Origin of the sequence: Palleronia caenipelagi, from assembly GCF_007004065.1 — a bacterium.
Classification (GTDB): domain Bacteria; phylum Pseudomonadota; class Alphaproteobacteria; order Rhodobacterales; family Rhodobacteraceae; genus Palleronia; species Palleronia caenipelagi.
In genome coordinates this window covers 1-3,388 of sequence record NZ_VFSV01000104.1, presented here as the reverse complement: position 1 = coordinate 3,388, position 3,388 = coordinate 1, and the positions used below count along the sequence as shown (strand labels likewise).

Annotated in this window: 3 protein-coding genes and 1 pseudogene; 3 read left to right on the top strand and 1 reads right to left on the bottom strand. The window is 54.5% G+C overall.

The window, feature by feature from the left end; all coding sequences use genetic code 11:
- From FEV53_RS19810 to FEV53_RS19800, 3 genes and pseudogenes are all read left to right on the top strand, one after another.
- Positions 1 to 418: IS5 family transposase (locus FEV53_RS19810; protein ID WP_142836368.1), on the top strand; the 418-nt coding region annotated here is incomplete at its 5' end.
- 303 nt (positions 419 to 721) lie between these two features.
- Entirely contained in the window at positions 722 to 2,206 is a 1,485-nt protein-coding gene (locus FEV53_RS19805; RefSeq protein WP_142836367.1) for a Hint domain-containing protein, read from the top strand.
- A 363-nt stretch (positions 2,207 to 2,569) separates the two neighbouring features.
- Positions 2,570 to 2,770: pseudogene (locus FEV53_RS19800) on the top strand (IS5/IS1182 family transposase); the annotation flags it as partial.
- A gap of 46 nt (positions 2,771 to 2,816) precedes the next feature.
- Here FEV53_RS19800 and tnpC read toward each other — a convergent pair.
- On the bottom strand, positions 2,817 to 3,388 hold a 572-nt coding region (tnpC, locus tag FEV53_RS19795), incomplete at its 5' end, for an IS66 family transposase (RefSeq protein ID WP_142836366.1).

Here is a 3,388-nt window from a genome sequence, read left to right as displayed (position 1 = left end):
TGCGCCCATCCTGCCAGATCTCCTCGACCAAATCCCGTCTGACGAAGAGATCGGTTCCGTGACGGCAGATGGCGCCTACGACACACGCAAGTGCCACGAGGCAATCGCTGCCCGTTGTGCCGCTGCGATCATCCCGCCCCGCAAGAACGCCAATCCCTGGAAACCAACGAGCCCCGGAGCCATTGCCCGCAATGAGGCACTGCGCGCGTCCAAATATTTGGGTCGTGCCATCTGGCGACGATGGTCTGGCTACCACCGCCGGAGCCGGGTCGAGAGCAAGATGAACTGCATCAAGCTGCTCGGCCAATCCCTCATGGCCCGAGACTTCGACCGCCAGGTCGCCGAGCTGCAAGTTCGTATCGCCGTGCTGAACGGCTACACCGCGCTCGGCGTACCCATGACTGTGGCCGTAGGATAGGTCCGTCCGGGGAAAGGGGAACCGCGCTCAGACCCCGATTTGTGCAACAGCGCCCGCGGCTCCGATCAGGGTTCGCTTCCAAAGATATTCCTATCCTTTTGAGACCAAATCAGTCGGGCGAAGCAGATTGCGATGGATTGGTTCCCACTCTACAACCACCCCGTCAGCTCCATGAGCCGCTGTAAAGATGACAAAACGCAGAACATCAGAGGGTTACGTGCTGTGTGCGATTATACCCTCTTAAATTTGGGAACACCCACCTAAGTCATCCGGGCCCGCGACAGTAAGAATTTGAGGTGTGATATGGTCACCAGAACACGTGACGGGCAGTTCGGAACACAATCTGGAGATTCTCCGAATACGGCTTTCGGTGGAACGTCAGATAACTTTACCGTTTTCGGCGGGTACAATATTACGTCAAACATCGCGATGGGCGATCTGGCCGATACTCTGACGATAAACTGGGCAGACGTTCAGGGCGAACTCAGAATGGGTGCCGGAGCCGACACAGTCATCGTCGACACCACAGCGGATCCTCAGGACACAACCCAGCTCACTACGATCGGATACTCCAATCCGGACACTGCCTTTACCATGGCTGGTGGGAATGACTCCGTAACAATTCTCGGAAATGTGCGGATAAATGGTGACATAGATCTGAGCTCTGGCACGGATACGTTATCATTCAACACGACTGATATCCTGACGGGGGACGTCTTTGCTGGTGACGGCAGCGACGTTCTCACGTTTGATGCCGGGACCATTACCGGACAGATTGACGCCGACGCTTATGCAAGTGGGACGCTGCCGTCAGCCGGAGACGATAATGACATCCTGACCTTCAATGGTGGGGTCTTAAATGGTCCGATTAATGGAAATATCGGTTTAGACACAATAAATATTAACGGTGGGCAATTCGACTCCACACTATCCGGCGGGGACGGATCGGATAGTTTTACTGTCACGGGATGGGCTGCAGGAACGAACCTTGTCATTGACGGGAACGAAGATGGCGATAGTTCGGATGTTGATACTCTTGATCTGAGCGGTCTGACAGGCGTGTTGGCAATTGATCCGGGTAACCCTGAAAATGGCGTCTTCACCCGATCAAACGGTGATACGCTAACATTCACCAATATTGAGAACATCACGCCCCCAGTTTGTTTTACGCGCGGCACTCTGATTGCGACCATAAATGGGGATTGCCCGATTGAAGATTTGCGCGTGGGCGATCTTGTTGCAACAATAGATAACGGCTATGAGCCGATAAAATGGATCGGCAGCCGACTGTTGGAAGAACAACGCCTCCGGGATAATCCAGATTTCATTCCGGTTATTATCCCCAAGGGTGCGTTGGGTGCAGGTTTGCCGACAAACGACCTCATATTGTCACCGCAGCATCGAATTCTTGTATCGTCTACGATTGTTCAGCGGATGTTTGATACTCGGGAGGTTCTGGTCGCCGTCAAGCATCTTGTCGGTTCTTTTGGAATTCGGCGCTTAGATCTGGACGGTGATGTAGAATATTACCATATATTAATGGATAACCATGAAATCGTTTTGTCAAACGGAGCTTACTCTGAGACATTTTTTCCAGGAAAAGAAGCCTTGAAATCGGTGTCTAGCGCAGCGCGTCGGGAAATTCTCTCTATATTTCCAGAATTGGCATCTGAGCGACCCGCTCAAAAAATCGCTCTAGCACGCAAAATTAGTAAGCGTCGGAAAGCAGAACGTCTAGTCGAAAGGCATGCTAAAAATTCAAATTCACTTTATCAAAGTTTTTCCTAGGTGTTCCATCCTGGATGATCACAGAGACCCTAGCCGCTTTGCTTTGTTCATGACAAGGTCGATCCTACGCGAACATGTTGCATAGATCAAACTCAAGGCGCATTTGGCCCTTTCCCCGCCCTTTCAGATGACACGCTCGTAGGCCGCGCGACCGAGGCCCGGCATGCGGTTAAAGGCTTTGACGGCGATCGCGGTCTCGAGTTTCTGGCTCTCCATATTTCGGCCCCTTAACTCTGGCCCAATTGGTTCGCCCTCAACAACACCCATCCCATGGTTTTTATATATAACACAGTATTTTCGGTAGGTTTCAGGCGCAGCATTTGGTATTTTTGCAGCCGGACCCCTGCAATTTCGAGCTGCGATATGAAGCCCGGAAAGCCTTCCCCGGAGCAGGATGATCTGCTGCGCGGGCGACGGGTCGGGATGATCGACATGCGCCAGCAACTGGTGAAGCTCGCCGCTCTGATCGACTGGGAGGTGTTCGAGCGGGAACGGGCCGGGTTGTTCCCGTTGCAGACCGGTCGCCCTGCCACGCCGACGCGCCTGGTCGCGGGGCTCTTTTATCGTGTCCGTCCGTTGAAGCCGCCCTGTTGCGCTTGTGCGTAGCCTGTTACGCTACTGGTGCAGCGTAACGCCAGGGGAGGATTTCGTCGAGGCGTGTGATCTTGTGGTCGGCGATCTGGGCGAGGACCCAAGTGAGCCAGGCTTGGGGATCGACGTTGTTGAGCTTGGCCGTCTCGATCAGGGTGAAGGCGATAGCCATGGCTTTGCCGCCACCTTCTGAACCTGCGAACATCCAGTTTTTCCGGCCGATGGCCACGGGTTTGACGGCCCGTTCGGCTGTGTTGTTGTCGAGTTCCAGGTGGCCGTTCTCAAGGTATGGCCGTGCCTTTGGCATCCGGCCAAGGGCATAGCGGATAACCTGGGCCAGCGGCGACTTGCCCGAGATTTTGGGCAGTTGCGCGTGTAGCCAGGCTTCCAGGTCATCGAAGATCGGTTTTGATCGGGATTGCCGCAGCGCGATACGTTCTTCGGGCGATTTGCCACGCGCGTCTTTCTCCACGGTGTAGAGTTCAGCGATCCGCCGGATCGCTTCCTCGGCAATGGCGTTGCCCTGGGATGCGAAGACATCCACAAACTTACGCCTGACATGGGCCACGCAGGCCATCTCACCCGCCTTGT

Bases quoted from the DNA above. Each gene is read 5' to 3' on its own strand.
- FEV53_RS19805 (WP_142836367.1), top strand. From the start codon at position 722: ATGGTCACCAGAACACGTGACGGGCAGTTCGGAACACAATCTGGAGAT.